This window comes from Bradyrhizobium sp. R2.2-H, from assembly GCF_004346455.1.
Classification (GTDB): domain Bacteria; phylum Pseudomonadota; class Alphaproteobacteria; order Rhizobiales; family Xanthobacteraceae; genus Bradyrhizobium; species Bradyrhizobium diversitatis.
The window spans coordinates 63,608-88,793 of record NZ_SMBR01000002.1 but is presented as its reverse complement, the minus strand read 5'-3'; the positions used below and the strand labels follow the sequence as shown (position 1 = coordinate 88,793).

Here is a 25,186-nt window from a genome sequence, read left to right as displayed (position 1 = left end):
TAAACGACCCTCCTTACCAGCTGGACTTCACGAGGCCCGGGACCATGCCCTTGGAGCCAAGGTCGCGCAGCGCGATACGGGACAGCTTGTTCTTGCGGTAGTTCGAGCGCGGGCGGCCCGACAGCTCGCAGCGCAGGCGGATGCGGGTCGCCGACGAATTGCGCGGCATTTCCGCCAGCTTCAGGGTCGCGGCGAACCGCTCCTCCATCGGCAGCGTCTTGTCGGCGATGATCGCCTTCAACCGCTCGCGCTTGGCGGCGGCGTTCTTCACCATCCGCTTGCGCCTGTTGTTCTTCTCGACTGAACTCTTCTTTGCCATGCTTGGCTCCTGGGTATCCGCGTTTGAGAGGCTCTAGGTCAGCGTCTCACTGCCGGAACGGGAAATTGAAAGCGGTCAACAAGGCCCTCGCCTCTTCGTCGGTCTTGGCCGTGGTGCAGACAGTGATGTCCATACCGCGGGCTTCCGTGACCTTGTCGAAGTCGATCTCGGGGAAAATGATGTGTTCCTTGATGCCGAGCGAGTAGTTGCCGCGGCCGTCGAAGCTCTTCGGGTTCAGGCCGCGGAAGTCGCGGACGCGCGGCAGCGCGACCGTCACCAGGCGATCGATGAACTCGTACATGCGAGCCTTGCGCAGCGTGACCTTGCAGCCGATCGGCTGGTTCTCACGCAGCTTGAAGGTCGCGATCGCGATACGCGAATAGGTCACGATCGCCTTCTGGCCAGCGATCTGGGTCAGCTCGGCAGCGGCGGTCTCGGCCTTCTTGCGGTCGTTGACGGAATCGCCAACGCCCATGTTCAGCACGACCTTGTCCAGGCGCGGGACCTGCATCACGTTCTCATAACCGAACTTCTCGGTCAGAGCCGTGCGGATCTTCGCATCATATTCCGCGCGCAGGCGCGGGGTGTAAGCGGCCTCAGCCATCGATCTCAGCTCCCGAGCTCTTGGCGATGCGGACCTTCTTGCCGTCCGCCAGAATCTTGAATCCGATGCGGGTCGGCTTTCCATCCTTGCCGACATACGCGATGTTGGACAGTTGGATCGGCGCCTCTTTCGAGACGATGCCGCCCTCCTGGGCCTGCGTCTGCTTCTGGTGACGCTTGACCACGTTGATGCCGCGCACGAGCGCGGTACCGGCGTCGGGGCGCACCTCGAACACTTCGCCGGTGCGGCCCTTGTCACGGCCGGTCAGCACGACGACCTTGTCGCCCTTGCGGATCTTCGCAGCCATCACAGCACCTCCGGCGCGAGCGAGATGATCTTCATGTGGTTCTTGGCGCGCAGCTCGCGCGGCACGGGCCCGAAGATACGGGTGCCGACCGGCTCGGACTGGTTGTTGATCAGCACGGCGGCGTTGCGGTCGAAGCGGATGACCGAACCGTCGGCGCGGCGGATGTCCTTGCGGACGCGCACCACGACGGCCTTCATCACGTCGCCCTTCTTCACCTTGCCACGCGGAATCGCTTCCTTGATCGACACGACGATTATGTCGCCGATCGTGGCGTAGCGCCGCTTGGAGCCCCCAAGCACCTTGATACACATGACACGGCGTGCGCCAGAATTGTCGGCCACGTCGAGGTTGGTCTGCATCTGAATCATTGATGCACCTCGTCCTCTTTCTCTTTGCGCCAGCCCAGCCGGCGCTCAACATTTCCCTGAAGTCAGTCGGCTAGAGCCAACAGATCAGGCGCTTTTCTTGTGTTCGCCCCGGATCACGACCCAGCGCTTCAACTTCGAAATCGGCTTCGTTTCCTCGATCCACACCATGTCGCCCGGCTTGAACTCGTTGCTCTCGTCGTGCGCATGGTAGTTCTTCGACCGGCGGATGGTCTTCTTGTAGATCGGATGCGTGAAGCGGCGATCGACACGCACCACAATGGTCTTGGCTTGCTTGTCGCTGACGACCACGCCCTGCAAAGTACGTTTCGGCATCTTCGTAAGCCTCTTACTTCTTCTTGGCGCGCGTCTGCGCGGCGACGGTCTTGATCCGGGCGATGTCACGGCGGGCCTCGCGCAGGCGCGAGGTGTTCTCGAGCTGCCCGGTAGCGCGCTGGAAGCGCAGATTGAAGCGCTCCTTCTTCAGGTTCAGGATGGCGTCATCCTGCTGGTCGGGGCTCATCGCGCGGATGTCTTCGATCTTCATCTGGGCCATGGCCATTACTCCGCAATGCGCTCGACGAAGCGCGTCTTGATCGGCAGCTTGGCTGCCGCCAGGGTCAGCGCTTCACGCGCGGTCTGGGTGTTGACGCCGTCGATCTCGAACAGCACCCGGCCCGGCTTGACGCGCGCGACCCACAATTCCGGCGAACCCTTGCCGGAACCCATGCGGACTTCGGCGGGCTTCTTGGACACCGGAACGTCGGGGAACACGCGGATCCAGACGCGGCCGGCGCGCTTCATGTGACGGGTCAGCGCCCGACGGGCGGCTTCGATCTGGCGCGCGGTGACGCGCTCAGGCTCGGTCGCCTTCAGGCCGAACTGGCCGAACGCCAACGTCGCGCCCGAAGACGCAACGCCGTGGATGCGGCCCTTATGCGCTTTCCGGAACTTCGTTTTCTTAGGTTGCATCATGGCTTTGAGCCCTCAAATTCCTGTCTGGCCTTAGGCAGCGGCCGTCTCGCGGCGCTGACGGCCACCGCGATCGCCACTGCCGCCGGTCTCGCCTTCGGCCATTCTCTTGTCCTGGGCCATCGGATCGTGCTCGAGGATCTCGCCCTTGAAGATCCAGACCTTGACGCCGCAGGTGCCGAAGGTCGTGAACGCGGTCGCAACGCCGTAGTCGATGTCGGCGCGCAGCGTGTGCAGCGGCACGCGACCTTCGCGATACCACTCCATGCGCGCGATTTCCGCGCCGCCCAGACGTCCCGAGCAGTTGATGCGGATGCCTTCCGCGCCGAGACGCATCGCCGACTGCACGGCGCGCTTCATGGCGCGGCGGAACGCCACGCGGCGCTCCAGCTGCTGCGCGATCGACTCGGCCACCAGCGTCGCGTCGAGTTCCGGTTTGCGGATCTCGACGATGTTGATGACGACGTCGGACGACGTGATGTCCGCGACCTTCTTGCGCAGCTTGTCGATGTCAGCGCCCTTCTTGCCGATCACCACGCCCGGACGGGCCGAGTGGATGGTGACGCGGCACTTCTTGTGCGGACGCTCGATCACGATGCGGGCGACGGCCGCCTGCTTGAGCTCCTTGTGCAGGATCTCGCGGATCTTGACGTCCTCGTGCAACAGCTTGCCGTATTCCTGCTTGCCGGCGAACCAGCGGGAATCCCAGGTCCGGTTGATGCCGAGACGCAGACCGATCGGATTGATCTTTTGACCCATCGTGTTCTCCTGCGCCCTTAAGCGGCTTCAGCTTCGACCTGACGAACGATGATCGTCAGCTGCGAAAACGGTTTGTAGACACGGCCCGAGCGGCCACGGCCGCGGGCGGCGAAGCGCTTCATCACGAGGCCGTTGCCGACAAAGGCCTGCGCCACGACGAGATCGTCGACGTCGAGGTCGTGGTTGTTCTCGGCATTGGCGATCGCCGATTCCAGGCACTTCTTGACGTCGACCGCGATCCGCTTGCGCGAAAACTGCAGGTCGGCGAGCGCGGCAGACGCCTTCCGGCCGCGAATGAGCTGGGCGACCAGGTTGAGCTTCTGCGGGCTCACCCGCAGCATCCGGGCGACCGCCTTGGCCTCGTTCTCGGCGAGGCTCCGTTCGCGCTTAGGTTTGCTCATCGTTTAATCCTCAAGCCTTCTTGGCTTTCTTGTCGCCGGAGTGGCCATGGAAGGTCCGGGTCGGCGAGAACTCGCCGAACTTGTGACCGACCATTTCCTCGTTGACGGCCACCGGCACGTGCTTCTGACCGTTGTAGACGCCGAAGGTCAGGCCGACGAACTGCGGCAGGATCGTCGAGCGACGGCTCCAGATCTTGATGACGTCGTGACGGCCGGACGCGCGCGCGGCATCTGCCTTCTTGAGCAGAGAACCCTCGACGAACGGGCCTTTCCAGACTGAACGAACCATGTCCGGCGTTCCTTACTTCTTCCGCTTGTGGCGGCTTAGGAGAATGAATTTGTTGGTCGACTTGTTGGTGCGGGTCTTCTTGCCCTTGGTCGGCTTGCCCCACGGCGTGACCGGGTGACGGCCGCCCGAGGTACGACCTTCACCACCGCCGTGCGGATGGTCGATCGGGTTCATCGAAACACCACGGTTATGCGGCTTGCGGCCCAGCCAACGGTTGCGACCGGCCTTGCCGATCGAGGTGTTCATGTGATCCGGGTTCGACACCGCGCCGATCGTGCCGCGGCAGCGGCCGTGAACCAGGCGCTGCTCGCCCGAATTCAGGCGGATGATGACGTAGTCCTGGTCGCGGCCGACGAGCTGGGCGTAGGTGCCGGCGGACCGGGCGAGCTGGCCGCCCTTCCCGATCTTGAGCTCGATGTTGTGGATGATCGTGCCGACCGGCATGTTGCCGAGCGGCATGACGTTGCCCGGCTTCACGTCGACGTAGTTGCCGGCGATGATGGTGTCACCCACGGCGAGGCGCTGCGGCGCCAGGATGTAGGCCTGCTCGCCATCCTGATACTTGATCAGCGCGATGAAGCCGCTGCGGTTCGGATCGTATTCCAGCCGCTCGACGGTCGCGGGAACGTCGATCTTCTCACGCTTGAAATCGACGGTGCGCAGCGTCCGCTTGTGACCGCCGCCACGGAAGCGCACGGTGATGCGACCGGTACTGTTGCGACCGCCCGAGGAGTGCTTGCCTTCGGTGAGCGCCTTGACCGGCTTGCCCTTGTACAGGGCCGAACGATCGACCATGACCAGCTGGCGCTGGCCGGGCGTCGTGGGATTGAATGTCTTCAGTGCCATCGTCGTACGACCTTACAGACCGGTGGTCACGTCGATCCGATGACCCTCTTCGAGGGTCACGATCGCGCGCTTGGAGTTCGACTGCGAGCCGAGATTGCCGCGGAAGATCTTGGTCTTGCCCTTGCGGACCAGCGTGTTGACGCTCTTGACCTTGACGTCGAACAGCTTCTCGACCGCTTCCTTGATCTGCGGCTTGGTCGCCTTCGCGGCCACCTTGAACAGCACCTTGTTGTGCTCCGAGGCAATCGTCGCCTTTTCAGTCACGACCGGCGAGAGGATCACGTCGTAGTGGCGAGGCTCGATGTTCTTCGTCATTTGAAGCGCGCCTCCAGCGCATCGATGGCGGCCTTGGTCAGAACGAGCTTCTGACGGCGCAGGATGTCATAGACGTTGATGCCCTGGATCGGCAGCACGTCCATGTTCGGGATGTTGCGGGCCGCAGCGGCGAAGCCGTTGTTGAGCTCGGCGCCGTCGATGATCAGCGCGTTGGTCAAGCCCAGACCCGAGAAGTGACCGAGCAGCGCCTTGGTCTTGGCGGCTTCCAGCGCGGCCTTCTCGATCACGACGAGATCGCCGTCCTTGGCCTTGGCCGAGAGCGCATGCTTGAGGGCGAGCGCGCGGACCTTCTTCGGCAGGTCGGTGGCGTGCGAACGCACCACCGGACCGAAGGCACGGCCGCCGCCACGGAACTGCGGCACGCGGGCCGAGCCGTGACGAGCACCGCCGGTGCCCTTCTGCTTGTACATCTTCTTACCGGTGCGCCAGATTTCGGCGCGACCCTTGGCCTTGTGCGTGCCGGCCTGACGCTTGTTGAGCTGCCACTGCACGCAGCGCGCGATGATGTCCTCGCGCGGCTCGAGGCCAAAAATGGCGTCGGAGAGCTGGACGGAGCCCGCTTCCTTACCTTCGAGGGTGGTGACCTTCAATTCCATCTCACGCCTCCTGAGCAGCCGGAGCGGCTTCCGCATCGCCAGCAACCTTGAACTTGCCGGGCTTCGGAGCTTCCTTCGGCAGCGGCTTCTTGACGGCGTCGCGCACGCGGATCCAGCCGCCCTTGGAGCCGGGAACGGCGCCTTCGACGAGGATCAGGCCGCGCTCGACATCGGTCTGGACGACGCGAAGGTTGAGCGTGGTGATGCGGTCGACACCCATGTGGCCGGGCATCTTTTTGTTCTTCCAGGTCTTGCCGGGGTCCTGACGGCCACCGGTCGAACCGATCGAGCGGTGCGAGATCGACACACCGTGCGTGGCGCGCAGACCGCCGAAGTTCCAGCGCTTCATGCCGCCGGCGAAGCCCTTACCGACCGAGGTGCCGGTGACATCGACGAACTGGCCGACGACGAAGTGGTCGGCCTGGATCTCGGCGCCGACCGGGATCATGGCGTCCGCGGTGACGCGGAATTCCTCGACCCGGCGCTTCGGCTCGACCTTGGCGACCGCGAACTGGCCGCGCTCGGCCTTCGGCATGTAAACGGTCTTGCGGCTGCCCGAACCGAGCTGGAGCGCGACGTAACCGTTCTTCTCTTCGGTGCGGTGGCCTACGACCTGGCAATTGCCGAGCTTCAGCACGGTCACGGGGATATGTTCGCCGGCCTCCGTGAAGACCCGCGTCATCCCGACCTTTTGTGCGATCACTCCGGAGCGCATCGGCTTGCTTCCTGTTCTTTCTGTCCTTGCGGACTAGCTAATCTTCGTAGTGAGCAAGTCCCGGTCCGAGAACCGGTGCCCACTCCTCGGGGTCTTGCTCAGAGCTTGATCTCGACGTCGACACCGGCGGCCAGGTCGAGCTTCATCAAAGCATCGACGGTCTGCGGGGTCGGATCGACGATGTCGAGCAGGCGCTTGTGGGTGCGCATCTCGAACTGTTCGCGGCTCTTCTTGTCCACGTGGGGCGAACGGTTGACGGTGAACTTCTCAATGCGGGTGGGCAGCGGAATGGGTCCGCGGACCTGCGCGCCGGTGCGCTTCGCCGTGTTCACGATCTCACGGGTCGACGTATCGAGGATACGATGGTCGAACGCCTTGAGACGGATACGAATGTTTTGGCCGTTCATTGCCGTGCTTTCTCTAGTGAGTGGCGAGTAGCGAGTAGCGAATAGAATCCCCTATTCGCCACTCACCATTCCCTATTCGCTTGTTACTCGATGATCGAGGCGACGACGCCGGCGCCGACGGTGCGGCCACCTTCGCGGATCGCGAAGCGGAGCTTCTCTTCCATCGCGATCGGCACGATCAGGTGCACTTCCATCGCAATGTTGTCGCCCGGCATCACCATCTCAGTGCCTTCCGGCAGGTGCACGACACCGGTCACGTCGGTGGTGCGGAAGTAGAACTGCGGACGGTAGTTGGTGAAGAACGGAGTGTGGCGGCCGCCCTCTTCCTTGGTGAGGATGTAGGCCTCAGCCTTGAACTTGGTGTGCGGCTTGACCGAACCGGGCTTGGCCAGAACCTGGCCGCGCTCGACGTCCTCGCGCTTGGTGCCGCGGAGCAGCGCGCCGATGTTGTCGCCGGCCTGGCCCTGATCGAGCAGCTTGCGGAACATTTCAACGCCGGTGACGGTGGTCTTCTGGGTGGCGCGGAGACCGACGATCTCGATTTCCTCGCCGACCTTGACGACGCCGCGCTCGACACGGCCGGTCACCACGGTACCGCGGCCCGAGATCGAGAACACATCTTCAACCGGCATCAGGAACGGCTGGTCGATCGGACGCTCCGGCTGCGGGATGTACTCGTCGACGTTGCGCATCAGCTCGAGGATGGCGTCGTGGCCGAGCTTCTTGTCGGAGTCTTCGAGAGCGGCGAGCGCCGAACCCTTGATGATCGGGATCTTGTCGCCCGGGAATTCGTACTTCGAGAGCAGTTCGCGGACCTCGAGCTCGACGAGCTCGAGCAGCTCGGGATCGTCGACCATGTCGCACTTGTTGAGGAACACGACGAGCGCGGGGACGCCGACCTGGCGGGCGAGCAGGATGTGCTCGCGGGTCTGCGGCATCGGGCCGTCAGCGGCCGACACGACCAGGATCGCACCGTCCATCTGGGCGGCGCCGGTGATCATGTTCTTGACGTAGTCGGCGTGGCCGGGGCAGTCGACGTGGGCGTAGTGGCGGTTCTGCGTCTCGTACTCGACGTGCGCGGTCGAGATGGTGATGCCGCGAGCCTTCTCTTCCGGCGCCTTGTCGATCTGGTCGTACGCGGTGAACGTCGCACCGCCGGTCTCGGCGAGGATCTTGGTGATCGCCGCGGTCAGCGACGTCTTGCCATGGTCGACGTGACCGATGGTGCCGATGTTGCAGTGCGGCTTGTTACGTTCAAACTTTGCTTTGGCCATTTGACTCTCCGTTCAATCGTCAGCTTGAGACCGACGACAATCAGGCAAACTTCTTCTGGACTTCTGCCGACACGTTGGCCGGCGCTTCTGCGTAGTGGTCGAACTGCATGGTGAAGGTCGCGCGACCCTGGCTCATCGAGCGCAGGTTGTTCACGTAACCGAACATGTTCATGAGCGGCACCATCGCATTGATGACGTTGGCGTTGCCGCGCATGTCCTGACCCTGGATCTGACCGCGCCGCGAATTCAGGTCGCCGATGACCGAGCCGGTGTAGTCTTCCGGCGTCACCACTTCGACCTTCATGATCGGCTCGAGCAGGACGGACTTGCCCATCTGCAGCGCTTCGCGGAAGCAGGCGCGCGAGGCGATTTCGAAGGCGAGCGCCGACGAGTCGACGTCGTGATACTTGCCGTCGACGAGCTGCACCTTGACGTCGACCACGGGGAAGCCCGCGACCACGCCGGACGACAGCACGCTCTCCAGGCCCTTCTCGACGCCGGGAATGTATTCCTTCGGCACCGCGCCGCCGACGATCTTCGACTCGAACTCGTAGCCCTTGCCGGGCTCGTTCGGCTCGACGATGAACGACACGGCCGCGAACTGGCCGGTACCGCCGGTCTGCTTCTTGTGGGTGTAGCTGTGCTCCACCCGCTTGGTGACGCGCTCACGGAAGGCCACCTGCGGCGCGCCGATGTTGGCGTCGACCTTGTAGGTACGCTTGAGGATGTCGACCTTGATGTCGAGATGGAGTTCGCCCATGCCCTTGAGGATGGTCTGGCCGGACTCGTGGTCGGTCGACACGCGGAACGACGGATCCTCCGCGGCCAGCTTGGCCAGCGCCACGCCCAGCTTCTCCTGGTCGGCCTTGGACTTCGGCTCGATCGCGATCTCGATGACCGGCTCGGGGAATTCCATCTTCTCCAGGATCACCTGCTTGTCGGGATCGCACAGCGTATCACCGGTGCGCGCTTCCTTCAGGCCCGCCAGCGCGACGATGTCGCCCGCATAGGCCTCCTTAATGTCCTCGCGGTTGTTCGCATGCATCAGGAGCATGCGCCCGATGCGCTCCTTCTTCTCGCGGGTCGAGTTCACGACGCCGGTGCCGCTCTGCAGAATGCCGGAATAGATGCGGCAGAAAGTGATGGTGCCGACGAACGGGTCGTCCATGATCTTGAACGCGAGCAGCGCCAGCGGTTCCTTGTCGTCCGCCTTGCGCACGACTTCGTTGCCCTTGTCGTCGGTGCCCTTGATCGCAGGCACGTCGAGCGGCGACGGCAGATAATCGACGACGGCGTCGAGCAGCGGCTGCACGCCCTTGTTCTTGAAGGCCGAGCCACACAGCACGGGATAGAACGCGCCAGTCAACACCGCCTTGCGGATCAGCCGCTTCAGCGTCGCCTCGTCCGGCTCCTTGCCGTCGAGATAGGCGGCCATGGCGTCGTCGTCGAGCTCGACCGCCGCTTCCACCATCTTCTCGCGATATTCCTTGGCCTGATCGACGAGGTCTTCCGGAATGTCGACGTAGTCGAACTTGGCGCCGAGCGATTCATCGTTCCAGACGACGCCCTTCATCTTCACGAGATCGACGAGACCCTTGAAGTTGTTCTCGGCACCGATCGGAAGCTGGATCGCGACGGGCTTGGCGCCCAGACGGTCGACGATGTCCGCCAGACACTTGAAGAAGTCCGCACCGATCTTGTCCATCTTGTTGGCGAAGACGATGCGCGGAACCTTGTACTTGTCGCCCTGGCGCCAGACGGTCTCGGTCTGGGGCTCGACGCCCTGGTTTGAGTCGAGCACGCAGACGGCGCCGTCGAGCACGCGCAAGCTGCGCTCGACCTCGATGGTGAAGTCGACGTGGCCAGGCGTATCGATGATGTTCAGGCGCTTGCCGTTCCAGAACGCGGTTGTGGCAGCCGAAGTGATCGTGATGCCACGCTCCTGCTCCTGCTCCATCCAGTCCATCGTCGCGGCACCTTCGTGCACTTCGCCGATCTTGTGGCTCTTGCCGGTGTAATAGAGGATGCGCTCGGTCGTCGTGGTCTTGCCGGCGTCGATATGCGCCATGATACCGAAGTTACGGTAATCCTCGATGGCATGTTGGCGTGGCATGGGTCGTTCCTTGCGAGTCCGAGTGTGGCGCCGTTACCAGCGATAATGCGAGAAGGCGCGGTTGGCTTCCGCCATACGGTGCACGTCTTCGCGCTTCTTGACGGCGTTCCCGCGATTGTTCGATGCGTCCAAGAGCTCCGCCGAGAGCCGTTCGGTCATCGTCTTCTCGTTGCGCTCGCGCGCGGCCGCGATCAGCCAGCGAATGCCGAGGGCCTGGCGGCGGGTCGAGCGAACCTCGACCGGAACCTGGTAGGTCGCGCCGCCGACGCGGCGGGAGCGGACCTCGATGGTCGGCATGACGTTCTCGAGCGCCTGCTCGAACACGCCGAGCGGGTTCTGCTTGGTCTTGCTTTCGATGATGCCGAACGCGCCGTAGACGATACCTTCGGCGACCGACTTCTTGCCGGCGTACATCACCGAGTTCATGAACTTCGTGACGATGATATTCCCGAACTTCGGATCGGGAAGGACTTCACGCTTTTCAGCAGAATGGCGACGAGACATGGACCTGGTTCCCGCTTACTTCGGACGCTTGGCGCCGTACTTCGAACGACGCTGCTTACGGTTCTTGACGCCCTGGGTATCCAGAACGCCGCGGAGGATGTGGTAGCGCACGCCCGGCAAGTCCTTGACGCGGCCGCCGCGGATCATGACCACCGAGTGTTCCTGAAGGTTATGGCCCTCGCCGGGGATGTAGCCGATCACCTCGAAGCCGTTGGTCAGACGCACCTTGGCGACCTTACGAAGCGCCGAGTTCGGCTTCTTCGGGGTCGTGGTGTAGACGCGGGTGCAAACACCACGCTTCTGCGGCGACTGCTGCAGCGCCGGCACCTTCTTGCGCGACTTCTGCACTTCACGCGGTTGAGCGATCAGCTGGTTGATCGTCGGCATCCTGGCCTTACCCTTTGTTCTGCCGCGGCCCCTTCCGGGTCCGCTGTCTTGCCGCGGCCCGTTGCCGGAACCGCAAATTCTTTCGAGCCACCCGCCCGACGAGGCCGCCGCATGCGAACAATCCGCACAAAGCGAAATTGCGCCAACCACTCCATCACCGAGCGGAAAGCGCTTCGACGCCACAGAGGACCGCAGTGATAAGGCCATTCGGCGTAAAGCCGCGGCCCGCGCACTGAGGTCATGCATCCGAATTCGATCTCAAGAGAACTTGCTCAAGAGAACTAAAGTCGCACTGGCATTGCCTAGCTATGATCGACAGCGTTTGAGCGGCATTCGTCGAGGTTGGTGCCCGCCTTGCACGATCCCTCGTGGACTTGGTCCTTTGGGATCAACGGGTGGCCCGTTCCGACGCTGGCGATGCTCACCGCCTGTCGTTAAGTGAGGCGCTTTCTATAGGCGAGAATCGGTCTAGTCAAGGCGAAACGACAGTCAGAAAGCGCTTCATGCGCCTGCAGAACAAGCCTCTTCGGCGCCCTCACCGCGCCAGCCCGATCGGGGAACGAAGGACCGCGCAGTCAGCTCCGGCGACATTATACCCGGATTAAATATACTTTTATTACCAAAACGAAGCTCTTGTCCCGGCTTATGAACAAATCCGCCTTCTGCGGCGGAGATCCAGGGCAATCGCCTGCCCTGACACCCGGTCGCGCAGCGATCTCCCGGCAGCGTGGATCAATCGGCGGGAGTTGCTGCGGCCAACCTAAGAAACCAAGAATCAGCGGCCCCGCTCCGGCCGAACGATTTGCGTCCGGGAATCACCGAGCCGGAGCTGCAGTCTCCGGCCACGATCACTCCTCTTCGTCATCGTCATCGTCGTCGCTTCTGTCGCCGTCGTGAACCGGCGCGCCATGCGGCTGATGGATCTGGTCGCTCCACAGCTTGCGATAGGTGCCGTTCTTGGCGAGCAATTCGGCGTGGGAGCCGCGCTCGATCGCCCTGCCCCCTGAAATCACGATGATCTCGTCCATCTCGACCACCGAGGTCAGGCGGTGAGTCGACCAGATCATGGTGCGGCCCTTGGCGATCTTGAGCAGCGTCCGGTTGATCGCGGCTTCCGTGGTCTGGTCGAGTGCCGACGTGGCCTCGTCCAGGAGCAATACCGACGGGTTGCGGATGATTGCGCGTGCGATTGCGACGCGCTGGCGCTGGCCGCCAGACAGCGTGTCCCCGCGCTCGCCGACTGGCGTGTCGTATCGCTGCGGCAGGCTCATGATGTAGCGGTGGATCTCGGCCTTCTTGGCGGCGTCCTCCACCTCCGCGTCGGTCGCCCCCTCCTTGCCGAGCCGGATGTTCTCACGGATCGACATGTTGAACAGCATGTTCTCCTGGAACACCACCGCCATGCTCCGGCGCAGCGAATCCAGCGTCACCTTGCGAACGTCGACGCCGTCGATGGTGACGCGGCCTTCGTCTGGCAGGTAGAGCCGCAGGATCAGGTTGAGCAGCGTGCTCTTGCCGGAGCCGCTCGGACCGACGATCGCGATGCGCTTGCCGGCATTGAGCTTGAGGCTGAGATTGTCCAGCACCGGCGTCTGACTGCCCTCATACCGAAAGGTGACGTGATCGAAAGTGATGTCGTTGGTGATACGCGGCAGATCGGGCGCGCCGGGACGATCGGCGCTCCGGGTCGGCTCGTCGAGCAGTTCCTGCATGTGGCGGATCGCGGCGGCCGAGGAGATCGACACCGGGATGAAATGCATCACGTGAGCGATGTTGTAGGAAACCTCCCAGAACGCGCTCTCGAAGGTGACGAAGGTGCCGATGGTGATCTGGCCCTTGGTCGCGAGATACGCGCCGATCGCGAGCACCACGAGGTGCAGGAGGAGCACCGAGATGGTGACCGTCCGCTCCACCATGGTCGAGAGGAACGCGGCCGAGGCGATCTTGTTGCGGGTCTCGTCGTTGCGCAAGGTGAAGAAGCCGAACATCTTGCGTTGCAGGCTGAACGCCTTGATCACGGCCTGGGCGGCCACGTTCTCCTGCACCATGCCGAGCAGCGCCGACTCGTTGAGCTTCTGCTCGTAGTTGGCCTGCACCGCCTTGGACGTCAGGATCCGCGGGCCGATCAGCGTGATCGGAAACACCAGCAGCGCGACGACGGCGAGCTGCCAGTTCAGGAACAGCATCAGGATGATGCCGGCAACCAGTTCCAGGAACGGCAGCGCGGCACTGTTGGCAAAGGTCTTGACCGAGCCTTCAAAGGCCGAGAGGTCGACCGAGAAGCGCGACAGGATCTCGCCGCGCCTGGTGCGGCCGAAATAAGCCGCCGGCAGGTCTTGGACGTGCTCGAACAGGCGCTTGCGAACGTCGGAGATGATGCAGGCGGCGAGCCGCGCATCCCAGCGCTCGTACCAGACGGCAACGATCGAGGTGAAGATGCCGGCGACCGCAAGCACGCCGAGGATCTTGTACAGCGCCTGGAAATCCTCCTCGCCGAGCGCTTCGTCGATCAGGAACTTGAGACTTAGCGGCATGATGACGTTGAACAGCGTCTCCACGAAGACGCCGAACGCCACGAATGACAGCATCCGCTTGTAGTTCGTCAGATAGGGCCTGACGAACCCGACGATGGTCGCGAGCGCGCCGGCGGCTTCGCTCGCGGTAAAGACGACGAGATCCTCGTCCTCATCGTCCTCGTCGCGCTCCAGCTCGTCGTCCCCCTCGTCTTCGCTGTCCTCGTCGTCTTCGAGGTCCGGCTTGGCAGCGGAGGCGAGCTTGTCGTCGAGCTCGGCCGCCTCTTCCGCGGCGAGCCTCTGTTTGTCGGGCGAAGGAGGCTTAGACGCCATGAGACCAACCGATGCTGACGGCCGGCATGACCGCAGAGAATGCAGGAATAGCGGCAACCGCTATTGCACCGATTCTATGCGATCAAGATGAATTCGGCAAAACAATTGGCCAATCAATCCGCGCCCCGCGGCTAGTCCTCGTCCTCGACCTTATCGAAGAAGGAATAGCGCAAACTGTCGGCGTCGGCGTACCACTGCCCCGGCCCCTTGTTGGCGGCGAGTGTCGCCTCCCAGAGCGCATCGGTGCAATCCTTGCGGTGCATCGACAGGTCGAAGCCGTTGCCGAAGAACAGTTCGGACCACTCCCACCAAGTGCCGAGCTTCTTGACTCCGCGCAGCAGGTCGTAGCGGTCGATCAGCGCCGGCGCCATGTCCGAGGTGATCGAGCCGAACACGAGGCCGGTCTTAACCACGCGGTTGAGCTCGCGGATCGCACGGGTCACCTGCTTCGGGGAAACGTGGCAGAGGCTGGTCTCGAACACGAAGTCGAACGTGCCGTCCTTGAACGGCATGTCGGTGATCGAGCCGAGCTTGTTGTACTTCTTCAGCGCTTTCGGCGTCTTGGCGTGGATGGCGCGGTTGTTCTCGATTCCCCACGCATCGATGCCGCGATCGCGCAGCGCGCCGACCAGTTCGCCGCTGGCGGACCCCGCGACCAGCAGCTTGGCGCCCGTTACCTTGCCCCAGACGATCCCGATCAGCCTGCTGAGGTAATCGGGGTCGGTGAAGTGCCGCCACGCCTCGTGGTAGGGACCGAGGCCGCGATAATTCTCGAAATAATCGCGGTCGATCTTGTCCGACAGCGGCTTGTCGTCTTGTGCGCGCTCGCGGCGCAGGCGCATCATCTCGGTCAGGATGATGTCGGTCGCCGCATCCGAAGAATCGAGCAGGCCGTTCAGCGTCGAGTCGAACAGATAATCGCCGACCACCACGATGCCGGGATGCTCCTTCGGCTCGGGCCGGTGGTTGGTCATCACGTCGCGCACGGGCAGACCGCCGGGAATCGCGTTCACCGACGAGAGCCAGCGGTGGATCTTGCCTTCCATGAAATGCGAACGCGGATCGCCGAGAGAAGCCGGCAGCGATTTCAGGGCGACATCGATCAGTTCCTGGTCCGACAGATTGGCGAAAGCCAGCGCGTCGGAGCCCGGAATGAGCCAGTTCAGAACGCCATGCTTGCCGACGTCGTGGCGCGCGCCCTCGTTGTAGACGCAGCAGCCGCCGAAAGCCTCCGACATGAACCAGGCGCCCGGAATCTTCTCGCCCCAGAACGGCTCGTCGAACAGGATCGAGACGCGCAGATAGTGCGCGGGGCGATCGAAATAGGCGACGTGCTTGACCATCGACTTGCGCAGCTGCTCGCCCTCCCAGCTGAGGGTGGCGAGCCAGGAATGCGGCAGGCAGACCAGGACGAGATCGAAGTCGCGAGTCTCCGGTCCCTTGCCGTTCATCATCTTGAGCTGATAGCGGCCGGTCGGCGCCTTGCCGACGGTGAGCACGCGGTGATTGAGCTGGATGTCGGCGTTGACCTCCGACTGCAGGCACTCGATCAGCTGCTCGTTGCCGTTCTGGATGGAATACAGGCCGATATAGCCGTCGACATCCATCAAATAGTTCTTGAGCGCGTTGAGACCGTTGGTGTTGTGGCTCTCGGTCGCGATGTCAGAGCGGGCCATGACCTTGAAGAAACGCTTTGCCGTCTCGTCCTCGACCTCCTCGTCGAGCACCTGCTCGGCGGTCTTGTAAGCCCAGGGATTCTCGTTGTCGTGCGCGCCGACGCCCTCGTAATATTCAATCGGCGACATCATCTCGGTGCAGCGCTCGCGAAATGCCTCGATCGCGGCCGCGGTCTTGGCGCCGTATTTGCGGCGCATGCCGGGCACGTCATTGAGGAGCTCGCCGCCGAAATGGATCTGCTCGGCGTCCATCGGAATGGTCTGGAGGCCGAAATGCTGGATCAGCTCGCGCAGCGGGTCCGGGCCCGTCATCGAGTAGTCGTAGATCTCGGCAACGCCGGCCTCGTACATCGCGGGCGCCGAATCGAATTTGCGCGTGACGATCTTGCCGCCAAGCCGGTCGGAGGCCTCGTAGATGGTGACGCGGCAGAGATCGCCGAGCTTACGCTTCAGATACCAGGCGCTCATCAGCCCGCCGGGGCCGCCGCCTACGATTGCGAGATCAAGCATGTGAGTTCCGTGGTCCTCCGGCGCTCCCCCATCACGGGACCACCGGTCTAAGCTCTCCTAGCAGAAGCGCTTTTACGGCTGAAGGAAAGATGAACAAAGGCTGATCTGCATCGCAGCAAGCAAAGAAAGCAGCAAAAAGGCCGGCAAAAGCCGGCCTTTTCATTGTCCTCGGTATTCCTACGGATGAACCATCATTCCGCAGGCGGCAGCGCAGGAAGCTCGGCTTCCGGTGCCGGCGACACGACGGCCGCCTGCTTCTCGCGCTCGTCCAGGATCAGCTTGTCGCGCTTCATGGCGACTTCGCGGATCTTGGCCATGGAGGCGCCGGTGCCCGCCGGGATCAGCCGGCCGACGATGACGTTCTCCTTGAGGCCCTCGAGCGGATCGATCTTGCCGTTGACCGCCGCCTCGGTGAGGACGCGTGTGGTCTCCTGGAACGATGCCGCCGAGAAGAAGGACCGGGTCTGGAGGCTCGCCTTGGTGATGCCGAGCAGAACCGGCGTTCCCGTGGCGGGCTTCTTGCCCTCTTCCTTGGCCTTCTCGTTCAGCGCGTCGAACTCGATCTTGTCGACCTGCTCGCCGGAGATCATGTCCGTATCGCCCTGGTCGGTGACTTCCACCTTCTGGAGCATCTGACGGACAATCACCTCGATGTGCTTGTCGTTGATGAGCACGCCCTGCAGCCGGTAGACCTCCTGGATCTCGTTGACCAGATAGGCCGCGAGTTCCTCGATGCCCTTCACCGCAAGGATGTCGTGCGGTGCCGGATTGCCCTCCACGATGAAGTCGCCCTTTTCGACGACGTCGCCGTCCTGAAGGTGGATGTGCTTGCCCTTCGGGATCAGGTACTCGCGCGGCTCGTCGGTCTTGTCCATCGGCTCGATCGAGATGCGACGCTTGTTCTTGTAGTCGCGCCCGAACCGGATGGTGCCCGCGATTTCGGCGATGATCGCCGCATCCTTCGGACGCCGAGCCTCGAACAGTTCCGCCACCCGCGGCAGACCGCCGGTGATGTCACGCGTCTTGGCGCTTTCGGTCGAGACACGGGCGAGGATGTCGCCCGGCTGTACCTTGGCTCCGATGTCGACCGAGAGAATGGCATCGACCGACAGCATGTATCGGGCATCGCCGCCACGGGCGAGTTTGAGCACCTTGCCGTCCTTGCCCTTCACCACGATGGCGGGACGCAGGTCCGCGCCGCCGCGCGTCGAGCGCCAGTCGATGACCACGCGCTTGGCGATACCGGTGGCTTCGTCGAGCGTTTCCGAGATCGACTGCCCCTCGACCAGATCCTCGAAGCCGATGGTGCCTTCGACTTCGGTGAGCAGCGGACGGGTGTAGGGATCCCACTCGACGATGCGCTGGCCGCGCTTGACCATGTCGCCTTCGTCGACGTGCAGGCGCGAACCGTACTGGATACGGTGCGTCGCACGCTCGGTGCCGTCGGCATCGACGATCGCGACAACCATGTTGCGCACCATTGCGATCAGGTGACCTTCGCTGTTGCGGGCGATGGCCTTGTTCCGGATCACGATCTTGCCGTCGAAATTGGCTTCGACGAACGACTGCTCGTTGAGCTGCGCCGCACCACCGATGTGGAAGGTGCGCATGGTGAGCTGGGTGCCCGGCTCGCCGATCGACTGCGCCGCGATGACGCCGACCGCTTCGCCGTGGTTGACCGGCGTGCCGCGGGCGAGGTCGCGGCCGTAGCACTTGCCGCAGATCCCGTTGACGAGCTCGCAGGTCAGCGCCGAGCGGATCTTCACCTCCTGCACGCCACCCTGCTGAATGGCCTCCAGATGGCTCTCTTCCATCAGCGTATCGCGCTTGATGATCACCTTGCCCGAGCTGTCACGCACGTCTTCGCAGGCCGTGCGTCCGAGGATGCGCGAGCCGAGCGAAGCGACCACGGTGCCGGCATCGACGATGGCACGCATCTTGATGCCGAGCTTGGTGCCGCAGTCGCTCTGCGTGATGATGCAGTCCTGCGCCACGTCGACGAGACGACGCGTCAGGTAGCCGGAGTTCGCGGTCTTCAACGCGGTGTCCGCGAGGCCCTTGCGGGCGCCGTGGGTCGAGTTGAAGTACTCGAGCACTGAGAGGCCTTCCTTGAAGTTCGAGATGATCGGCGTCTCGATGATCTCGCCCGACGGCTTGGCCATCAGGCCGCGCATGCCGGCGAGCTGGCGCATCTGGGCCGGCGAACCGCGGGCACCGGAGTGAGCCATCATGTAGATCGAGTTGATGTCGGCGTCGGCTCCGCTCGCCGTCTTCTTGGTGGCGGAGATCTCCTTCATCATCGCCTTGGCGATTTCTTCGGTGGCCTTCGACCAGGCGTCGACGACCTTGTTGTACTTCTCGCCATGCGTGATCAGACCGTCATTGTACTGCTGCTCGAAATCCTTCGCCAGCGTACGGGTGGTGTCGACGATCTTCCACTTGCCGTGCGGCACGACCATATCGTCCTTGCCGAACGAGATGCCGGCCTTGAACGCGTTGTAGAAGCCGAGCGCCATGATGCGGTCGCAGAAGATCACCGTCTCCTTCTGTCCGCAGTGACGGTAGACCTGGTCGATGACGCCGGAGATCTCGCGCTTGGTCATCAGCTTGTTGATGATCTCGTACGAGATCCGCGGGTTCTTCGGCAGCAAATTGCCGAGCATGACGCGGCCGGCGGTGGTCTCGATCCAGCGCCTGGAGACCTTGCCGGTCTCGTCCATGCCTTCCCACCGGTACTTGATCTTGGTGTGGAGGTGGATGACCTTCGCGTGCAGCGCGTGCTCGAGCTCGGCCATGTCGCCGAACACCTTGCCCTCGCCGGGCAGGCCTTCGCGCATGATCGAGACGTAGTACAGACCGAGCACGATGTCCTGCGACGGCACGATGATCGGCTGGCCGTTCGCCGGATGCAGGATGTTGTTGGTCGACATCATCAGGACGCGCGCTTCCAGCTGCGCTTCGAGCGACAGCGGAACGTGCACGGCCATCTGGTCGCCGTCGAAGTCGGCGTTGAACGCGGAGCAGACCAGCGGGTGGAGCTGGATCGCCTTGCCCTCGATCAGCACGGGCTCGAACGCCTGGATGCCGAGGCGATGCAGCGTCGGTGCGCGGTTGAGCAGCACCGGATGCTCGCGGATCACTTCGTCCAGGATGTCCCAGACCTCGGGCCGCTCCTTCTCGACCAGCTTCTTCGCCTGCTTCACCGTGGTGGACAGGCCCTTGGCGTCAAGCCGCGAGTAGATGAACGGCTTGAACAGCTCGAGCGCCATCTTCTTCGGCAGGCCGCACTGATGCAGGCGCAGCTCGGGACCGACCACGATCACCGAACGACCCGAATAGTCGACGCGCTTGCCGAGCAGGTTCTGACGGAAGCGGCCCTGCTTGCCCTTGAGCATGTCGGCGAGCGACTTCAGCGGGCGCTTGTTGGCACCCGTGATGACGCGGCCGCGGCGGCCGTTGTCGAACAGCGCGTCGACCGCTTCCTGAAGCATGCGCTTCTCGTTGCGGATGATGATGTCGGGCGCGCGCAGCTCCATCAGCCGCTTCAAGCGATTGTTGCGGTTGATGACGCGGCGGTAGAGGTCGTTGAGGTCCGAGGTCGCGAAGCGGCCGCCGTCGAGCGGCACCAGCGGACGCAGGTCCGGGGGGATCACCGGCACCACGGTCATGATCATCCATTCCGGCTTATTGCCGGAGTGGCGGAACGCTTCCACGATCTTCAGGCGCTTGGCGAGCTTCTTGTGCTTGATGTCGGAGTCGGTCTCCTGCATCTCGACACGCAGGGACGCCTCGAGCTTCTCGAGGTCCATGCCCTTGAGCAGCTCGCGGATCGCTTCGGCGCCGATCATGGCGGTGAAGGAATCCTGGCCGTACTCGTCCTGCGCTTTCAGATACTCGTCTTCCGACAGCAGCTGACGGTCCTTGAGCGCGGTGAGGCCCGGCTCCAGCACGACGTAATATTCGAAGTAGAGGATCCGCTCGAGATCCTTCAGCGTCATGTCGAGCAGGAGGCCGATGCGCGAGGGCAGCGACTTCAGGAACCAGATGTGGGCGACGGGAGCTGCGAGTTCGATATGGCCCATGCGCTCGCGCCGGACGCGCGAAAGCGTGACCTCGACCGAGCACTTCTCGCAGATGATGCCCTTGTACTTCATGCGCTTGTACTTGCCGCACAAGCACTCGTAGTCCTTGATCGGCCCGAAGATGCGGGCGCAGAACAGGCCGTCGCGCTCGGGCTTGAAGGTGCGGTAGTTGATGGTCTCCGGCTTCTTGATCTCGCCGTAGGACCAGGACAGAATCTTCTCTGGGGACGCGATCGAGATCCGGATCTGGTCGAAGACCTGAGCCGGCGTCGTCGGATTGAAGAGATTCATAATTTCTTGGTTCATCGTCTTCTCCTCGCGTGCCGGTCGCCTCCGGCCGCAAATTCGAAAATCATTCAACGAGGCGCCCTGCCCTCAAGGCCTCGGGAAGGGCGCCGATGCCCGGCCGCGAAGGCCGGGCATAAAAGGTCGAATTACTCGGCCGCCTCCGACGTCGGCGCCGGTCCCATCTTGGAGTTGTGCAGGTCGACGTTGAGGCCGAGCGAGCGCATTTCCTTGACCAGCACGTTGAACGATTCCGGAATACCGGCCTCGAACGTGTCGTCGCCGCGCACGATCGCCTCGTACACCTTGGTACGGCCGGCGACGTCGTCCGACTTCACCGTCAGCATCTCCTGGAGCGTGTACGCCGCGCCGTAAGCCTCGAGCGCCCACACCTCCATTTCGCCGAAGCGCTGGCCGCCGAACTGCGCCTTGCCGCCCAGCGGCTGCTGGGTGACGAGCGAATACGGACCGATCGAACGCGCATGGATCTTGTCGTCGACCAGATGGTGCAGCTTGAGCATGTAGATGTAGCCCACCGTCACCTTGCGATCGAACGGATCGCCGGTGCGGCCGTCATAGACGGTCGACTGACCCGACGCGTCGAGACCGGCAAGCTTCAGCATCTCCTCGATGTCGGTCTCCTTGGCACCGTCGAACACCGGCGTCGCGATCGGCACGCCGCGGCTGAGGTTATGGCCGAGTTCGAGCAGCTCGTTGTCGTTGAGCGACTTGATCGTCTCGTCCTCGCCGTAGACCTTCTTCAAGGTTTCCTTCAGCGGCTTGATGTCCTGCTTCGACAGGTACGCATCGACCGTCTGGCCGATACGCTTGCCGAGACCGGCACAGGCCCAGCCGAGATGGGTCTCGAGGATCTGTCCGACGTTCATGCGCGAGGGCACGCCGAGCGGATTGAGCACGATGTCGGCATGCGTGCCGTCTTCGAGGAACGGCATGTCCTCGATCGGCACGATCTTCGACACCACGCCCTTGTTGCCGTGGCGGCCGGCCATCTTGTCGCCGGGCTGGATCTTGCGCTTCACCGCGACGAAGACCTTGACCATCTTCATCACGCCGGGCGGCAATTCGTCACCACGCTGAAGCTTCTCGACCTTGTCGAGGAAGCGCTGTTCCAGCCCCTTCTTCGACTCGTCGTACTGCTTCCGCATGGCCTCGATTTCGGCCATCAGCTTGTCGTTGGGCGAAGCGAACAGCCACCACTGCGACTTCGGGTACTCCTCGAGCACCGCACGGGTGATCTTGGTGTCCTTCTTGAAGCCCTTCGGACCCGCAATGCCCTGCCGCCCCTCGAGGAGCTCGGCAAGACGGTTGTAGACGTTGCGGTCCAGGATCGCCTGCTCGTCGTCGCGGTCCTTGGCCAGGCGCTCGATCTCTTCCCGCTCGATCGCCAGCGCACGCTCGTCCTTGTCGACGCCGTGACGGTTGAACACGCGCACTTCGACGATCGTGCCTTGCACGCCCGGGGGGACGCGCAGCGAGGTGTCGCGGACGTCGGAGGCCTTCTCGCCGAAGATGGCGCGCAGGAGCTTCTCTTCCGGCGTCATCGGGCTTTCGCCCTTCGGCGTGATCTTGCCGACCAGGATGTCACCGGCCCGCACTTCCGCGCCGATGTAGACGATACCGGCTTCGTCGAGGTTCTTCAGCGCTTCTTCCGAGACGTTCGGAATGTCGCGGGTGATTTCCTCAGGTCCGAGCTTGGTGTCGCGGGCCATCACCTCGAACTCCTCGATATGGATCGAGGTGAAGACGTCTTCCTTCACGATCCGCTCCGACAGCAGGATCGAGTCTTCGAAGTTGTAGCCGTTCCACGGCATGAACGCGACCAGCACGTTGCGGCCGAGCGCGAGTTCGCCGAGATCGGTCGACGGACCGTCAGCGATGATGTCGCCCTTCTTGACGATGTCGCCGACCTTCACCAGCGGACGCTGGTTGATGCAGGTCGACTGGTTGGAGCGCTGGTACTTCATGAGGCGATAGATATCGACGCCCGACTTGGTGGGATCGAGATCTTCCGTGGCGCGGATGACGACGCGGGTGGCGTCGATCTGGTCGATCACGCCCGAGCGGCGTGCCGCGATCGCGGCACCCGAGTCACGGGCAACCACGCCCTCCATGCCGGTGCCGACGAACGGCGCCTCGGCGCGAACCAGCGGCACCGCCTGGCGCTGCATGTTCGAACCCATCAGCGCGCGGTTGGCGTCGTCGTTCTCGAGGAACGGGATCAGCGCCGCGGCGACCGAAACGAGCTGCTTCGGCGACACGTCCATGTAGTCGACCTTGTCGGGCGTCATCGGCACGACGTCGCGGGTCCCGCTCGAGCGGCAGACCACGAGGTCTTCGGTGAAGCGGCCCTTGGCGTCGACCGGCACGTTGGCCTGGGCCACCGAATAGCGCCCTTCTTCCATCGCCGACAGGTACACCACCTCGTCGGTGACGCGGCCGTCCTTGACCTTGCGGTACGGCGTCTCGACGAAGCCGTACTTGTTCACGCGCGCGAAGGTCGCGAGCGAGTTGATCAGGCCGATGTTCGGACCTTCCGGCGTCTCGATCGGGCAGATGCGGCCATAATGTGTCGGATGCACGTCGCGCACCTCGAAGCCGGCGCGCTCGCGGGTCAGACCGCCCGGTCCGAGCGCCGACAGGCGGCGCTTGTGGGTGATCTCCGACAGCGGGTTGGTCTGGTCCATGAACTGCGAGAGCTGCGAGGAGCCGAAGAACTCGCGCACGGCGGCGGCCGCCGGCTTGGCGTTGATCAGGTCCTGCGGCATGACCGTGTCGATGTCGACCGAGGACATGCGCTCCTTGATCGCGCGCTCCATGCGCAGGAGGCCGATGCGGTACTGGTTCTCCATGAGCTCGCCGACCGAACGCACACGGCGGTTGCCGAGATGGTCGATGTCGTCGATCTCGCCCTTGCCGTCGCGCAGATCCACCAGCGTCTTGATGACGGAGAGAATGTCTTCCTTGCGCAGCGTACGCTGGGTGTCCGGCGCATCGAGGTCGAGGCGCATGTTCATCTTGACGCGGCCGACCGCGGACAGGTCGTAGCGCTCGGCGTCGAAGAACAGCGACTGGAACATGGCCTGCGCCGATTCCAGCGTCGGCGGCTCGCCCGGACGCATCACGCGGTAGATGTCGAACAGCGCATCCTCGCGCGTCATGTTCTTGTCGGCCGACAGCGTGTTGCGGATGTAGGGGCCGACATTGACGTGGTCGATGTCGAGCAGCGGCAGCTCCTTGTAGCCCTGCTCGTTGAGCGACTTCATCAGCTTGTCGGTGATTTCCTCACCGGCCTCGGCGTGGATCTCACCGGTCTTCGGGTTGACGAGATCCTCGGCGACGTAGTTGCCGACCAGCTCCTCGTCGGCCATGCGCAGCGCCTTCAGCCCCTTTTCCTGGAGCTGGCGGGCGGCGCGGACGGTGAGCTTCTTGCCGGCCTCAAGCACGACCTTACCGGTATCGGCGTCGATCAGGTCGTTGACGGTCGAGTAGCCGCGGAAACGATTGGCGTCGAACGGAACGCGCCAGCCTTCCTTGGTCCGCTTATAGAGAATCTTCTTGTAGAATGTGGACAGGATCGCCTCGCCGTCGAGGCCGAGGGCGAACATCAGCGACGTCACCGGAATCTTGCGGCGACGGTCGATACGCGCATAGACGATGTCCTTGGCGTCGAACTCGATGTCGAGCCAGGAGCCGCGATACGGGATGACGCGGGCGGCGAACAGCAGCTTGCCCGAGGAATGGGTCTTGCCCTTGTCGTGGTCGAAGAACACGCCGGGCGAACGGTGCATCTGCGAGACGATGACGCGCTCGGTGCCGTTGACGATGAAGGTGCCGTTCATCGTCATGAGCGGGATGTCGCCCATGTAGACGTCCTGCTCCTTGATGTCCTTCACCGACTTCGCGCCGGTTTCCTCGTCGATATCGAACACGATGAGGCGCAGCGTCACCTTGAGGGGCGCAGCGAAGGTCATGCCGCGCTGGCGGCACTCGTCGACATCGTATTTGGGCTGCTCGAACTCGTAGCGGACGAATTCCAGCATCGATGTGCCCGAAAAGTCGGAGATCGGAAACACCGAGCGGAACACCGCCTGCAGACCCTCGTCGAGACGGCCGCCCGGGGGTTCGTCGACCATCAGGAACTGGTCATAGGACGCCTTCTGAACCTCGATGAGGTTCGGCATCTCGGCGACTTCCTTGATGTGTCCGAAGAACTTGCGAACACGTTTGCGACCGGTGAATGTCTGCTGCGCCATCGTGGCCTCTCATTTTCGTCGCCCGCTCTGGGCGCGCCGTCCGGAACGCGGCTGCCACCGCTCTCCGGGTTGAATTTTCGAACCCGCTTTGGGGCCAGAGACGCAGCTTCAGGCTTAAATGTCCTGAATCTGTTCTTCAGACCTTCAAAACGCAAAACGACGCGCGGGGCGCAAGAGCGCACCCGCCCGTCACAACGATCGTCTTCACGGACTGCAAAAGCCCGAAATAGCCTGCTCTCCCAACGGCTTACAGGGAAATCCGGTATCCCTGTCCACCGCGCTTTCGTGCTGCCGACCCGATATGGGGCGACAATAGTGT

Annotated in this window: 23 protein-coding genes; all 23 read right to left on the bottom strand. The window is 63.2% G+C overall.

Going from position 1 to position 25,186, the window contains the following annotated elements:
- Nucleotides 1–13: 13 nt before the first annotated feature.
- The 23 genes from rpsN to rpoB all read right to left on the bottom strand — a co-directional run bounded on the left by rpsN (nt 14) and on the right by rpoB (nt 24,867).
- Entirely contained in the window at nt 14–319 is a 306-nt protein-coding gene (rpsN, locus tag EDE08_RS04490; protein WP_024342455.1) for a 30S ribosomal protein S14, read from the bottom strand.
- A 46-nt stretch (nt 320–365) separates the two neighbouring features.
- Complete coding sequence (gene rplE / locus EDE08_RS04485; protein WP_018647250.1) at nt 366–923, bottom strand: 50S ribosomal protein L5; 558 nt, start codon at nt 921–923, stop codon at nt 366–368.
- On the bottom strand, nt 916–1,230 hold the full coding sequence (gene rplX, locus EDE08_RS04480; protein ID WP_131867591.1) for a 50S ribosomal protein L24: 315 nt from the start codon (nt 1,228–1,230) through the stop codon (nt 916–918). The genes rplE and rplX overlap by 8 nt, the downstream gene beginning before the upstream one ends.
- Nucleotides 1,230–1,598, bottom strand: coding sequence for a 50S ribosomal protein L14 (rplN, locus tag EDE08_RS04475; RefSeq protein WP_007603030.1), 369 nt, complete (start codon nt 1,596–1,598; stop codon nt 1,230–1,232). The genes rplX and rplN overlap by 1 nt, the downstream gene beginning before the upstream one ends.
- 84 nt (nt 1,599–1,682) lie before the next feature.
- The gene (gene rpsQ / locus EDE08_RS04470; protein ID WP_028177969.1) at nt 1,683–1,931 is read right to left on the bottom strand and encodes a 30S ribosomal protein S17; all 249 of its coding nucleotides are present in this window, start codon (nt 1,929–1,931) and stop codon (nt 1,683–1,685) included.
- Nucleotides 1,932–1,944: 13 nt separating this feature from the next.
- Entirely contained in the window at nt 1,945–2,151 is a 207-nt protein-coding gene (gene rpmC / locus EDE08_RS04465) for a 50S ribosomal protein L29 (protein WP_011088144.1), read from the bottom strand.
- A 5-nt stretch (nt 2,152–2,156) separates the two neighbouring features.
- Nucleotides 2,157–2,570, bottom strand: coding sequence for a 50S ribosomal protein L16 (rplP, locus tag EDE08_RS04460; protein WP_008136349.1), 414 nt, complete (start codon nt 2,568–2,570; stop codon nt 2,157–2,159).
- 30 nt (nt 2,571–2,600) lie between these two features.
- Entirely contained in the window at nt 2,601–3,326 is a 726-nt protein-coding gene (gene rpsC, locus EDE08_RS04455) for a 30S ribosomal protein S3 (protein ID WP_061876881.1), read from the bottom strand.
- Nucleotides 3,327–3,343: 17 nt separating this feature from the next.
- Nucleotides 3,344–3,727: a 50S ribosomal protein L22 gene (gene rplV, locus EDE08_RS04450; protein WP_131867589.1), complete on the bottom strand. Its 384-nt coding sequence runs from the start codon at nt 3,725–3,727 to the stop codon at nt 3,344–3,346.
- A gap of 10 nt (nt 3,728–3,737) precedes the next feature.
- Nucleotides 3,738–4,016, bottom strand: a complete 279-nt coding sequence (rpsS, locus tag EDE08_RS04445; protein WP_008136357.1) for a 30S ribosomal protein S19 — start codon at nt 4,014–4,016, stop codon at nt 3,738–3,740.
- 12 nt (nt 4,017–4,028) lie between these two features.
- Nucleotides 4,029–4,862, bottom strand: coding sequence for a 50S ribosomal protein L2 (rplB, locus tag EDE08_RS04440; protein WP_091957434.1), 834 nt, complete (start codon nt 4,860–4,862; stop codon nt 4,029–4,031).
- Between the two features lie 12 nt (nt 4,863–4,874).
- Complete coding sequence (locus EDE08_RS04435) at nt 4,875–5,177, bottom strand: 50S ribosomal protein L23 (protein WP_131867586.1); 303 nt, start codon at nt 5,175–5,177, stop codon at nt 4,875–4,877.
- Nucleotides 5,174–5,794, bottom strand: a complete 621-nt coding sequence (gene rplD / locus EDE08_RS04430; protein ID WP_018647243.1) for a 50S ribosomal protein L4 — start codon at nt 5,792–5,794, stop codon at nt 5,174–5,176. Before rplD ends, EDE08_RS04435 begins: the two co-directional genes overlap by 4 nt.
- Before the next feature lies 1 nt (nt 5,795).
- Nucleotides 5,796–6,509: a 50S ribosomal protein L3 gene (gene rplC / locus EDE08_RS04425; protein ID WP_025036993.1), complete on the bottom strand. Its 714-nt coding sequence runs from the start codon at nt 6,507–6,509 to the stop codon at nt 5,796–5,798.
- A 98-nt stretch (nt 6,510–6,607) separates the two neighbouring features.
- Entirely contained in the window at nt 6,608–6,916 is a 309-nt protein-coding gene (gene rpsJ / locus EDE08_RS04420; RefSeq protein ID WP_002712302.1) for a 30S ribosomal protein S10, read from the bottom strand.
- An 83-nt stretch (nt 6,917–6,999) separates the two neighbouring features.
- Entirely contained in the window at nt 7,000–8,190 is a 1,191-nt protein-coding gene (gene tuf, locus EDE08_RS04415) for an elongation factor Tu (protein ID WP_028177965.1), read from the bottom strand.
- Between the two features lie 40 nt (nt 8,191–8,230).
- Nucleotides 8,231–10,303: an elongation factor G gene (fusA, locus tag EDE08_RS04410; protein WP_131867584.1), complete on the bottom strand. Its 2,073-nt coding sequence runs from the start codon at nt 10,301–10,303 to the stop codon at nt 8,231–8,233.
- Between the two features lie 33 nt (nt 10,304–10,336).
- Nucleotides 10,337–10,807: a 30S ribosomal protein S7 gene (gene rpsG / locus EDE08_RS04405; RefSeq protein WP_018647239.1), complete on the bottom strand. Its 471-nt coding sequence runs from the start codon at nt 10,805–10,807 to the stop codon at nt 10,337–10,339.
- A 15-nt stretch (nt 10,808–10,822) separates the two neighbouring features.
- Nucleotides 10,823–11,194: a 30S ribosomal protein S12 gene (rpsL, locus tag EDE08_RS04400; RefSeq protein WP_007603006.1), complete on the bottom strand. Its 372-nt coding sequence runs from the start codon at nt 11,192–11,194 to the stop codon at nt 10,823–10,825.
- Nucleotides 11,195–12,042: 848 nt separating this feature from the next.
- Nucleotides 12,043–14,040, bottom strand: a complete 1,998-nt coding sequence (locus EDE08_RS04395; protein WP_131867582.1) for an ABC transporter ATP-binding protein — start codon at nt 14,038–14,040, stop codon at nt 12,043–12,045.
- Nucleotides 14,041–14,171: 131 nt separating this feature from the next.
- The gene (locus EDE08_RS04390; RefSeq protein ID WP_131867580.1) at nt 14,172–16,226 is read right to left on the bottom strand and encodes an FAD-dependent oxidoreductase; all 2,055 of its coding nucleotides are present in this window, start codon (nt 16,224–16,226) and stop codon (nt 14,172–14,174) included.
- A gap of 191 nt (nt 16,227–16,417) precedes the next feature.
- On the bottom strand, nt 16,418–20,614 hold the full coding sequence (gene rpoC, locus EDE08_RS04385; RefSeq protein WP_131867577.1) for a DNA-directed RNA polymerase subunit beta': 4,197 nt from the start codon (nt 20,612–20,614) through the stop codon (nt 16,418–16,420).
- 128 nt (nt 20,615–20,742) lie between these two features.
- Nucleotides 20,743–24,867: a DNA-directed RNA polymerase subunit beta gene (rpoB, locus tag EDE08_RS04380; protein ID WP_131867575.1), complete on the bottom strand. Its 4,125-nt coding sequence runs from the start codon at nt 24,865–24,867 to the stop codon at nt 20,743–20,745.
- Nucleotides 24,868–25,186 lie beyond the last annotated feature (319 nt).